Below are 421 nucleotides of genomic sequence, written 5' to 3' on the forward strand. Positions count from 1 at the left end.
TGTCGGAAGACGGGTGGGCCAGGAAACGGAAACAAAAGGGAGGCCGGTGATTCCGGCCGTCAACCCGCGGCGAGCGGCCCCAGCACGGCCCACAGCGCCGCCAGCACCAGGGCGGCCGCGGCCAGGCGCGGCAGCCGGCCCGGCCACCAGGTCGCGGCCGCGGTGGTGGCGAGTGCGGATACGGAGAGCGCGATCGCCCACCATGTGACCGAGAGCGGCACGCTGGCCGCCGTGCGCGGCCACCCGACCGCGAGGGCGAGCGACAGGGCGAGCACGGCCCAGCCCGCACGGCGCAGGGCACGCAGGCGTGCGGCGTCACCCTCGCGGCCCCAGGCGTCCTCGTGGTGGCGGTCCATCCCCAGCGCGATGCCGGACCAGCCGGCGAAGCACAGCAGCAGTTCCAGCATGGTTCAGGCTCCCC

At 75.3% G+C, this 421-nt stretch carries 1 protein-coding gene; it reads right to left on the bottom strand.

Translation table 11 applies throughout. The features are described 5' to 3' along the window. Positions 1-59: 59 nt before the first annotated feature. Positions 60-407, bottom strand: a complete 348-nt coding sequence (locus KDL01_RS42265; RefSeq protein WP_212534316.1) for a DUF3325 domain-containing protein — start codon at positions 405-407, stop codon at positions 60-62. Between the last annotated feature and the right edge of the window lie 14 nt (positions 408-421).

Origin of the sequence: Actinospica durhamensis (assembly GCF_018139695.1) — a bacterium.
GTDB classification, from domain to species: domain Bacteria; phylum Actinomycetota; class Actinomycetes; order Streptomycetales; family Catenulisporaceae; genus Actinospica; species Actinospica durhamensis.

Coding starts and splice junctions, on each gene's coding strand:
- KDL01_RS42265 (WP_212534316.1), bottom strand. CDS start 407: ATGCTGGAACTGCTGCTGTGCTTCGCCGGCTGGTCCGGCATCGCGCTG.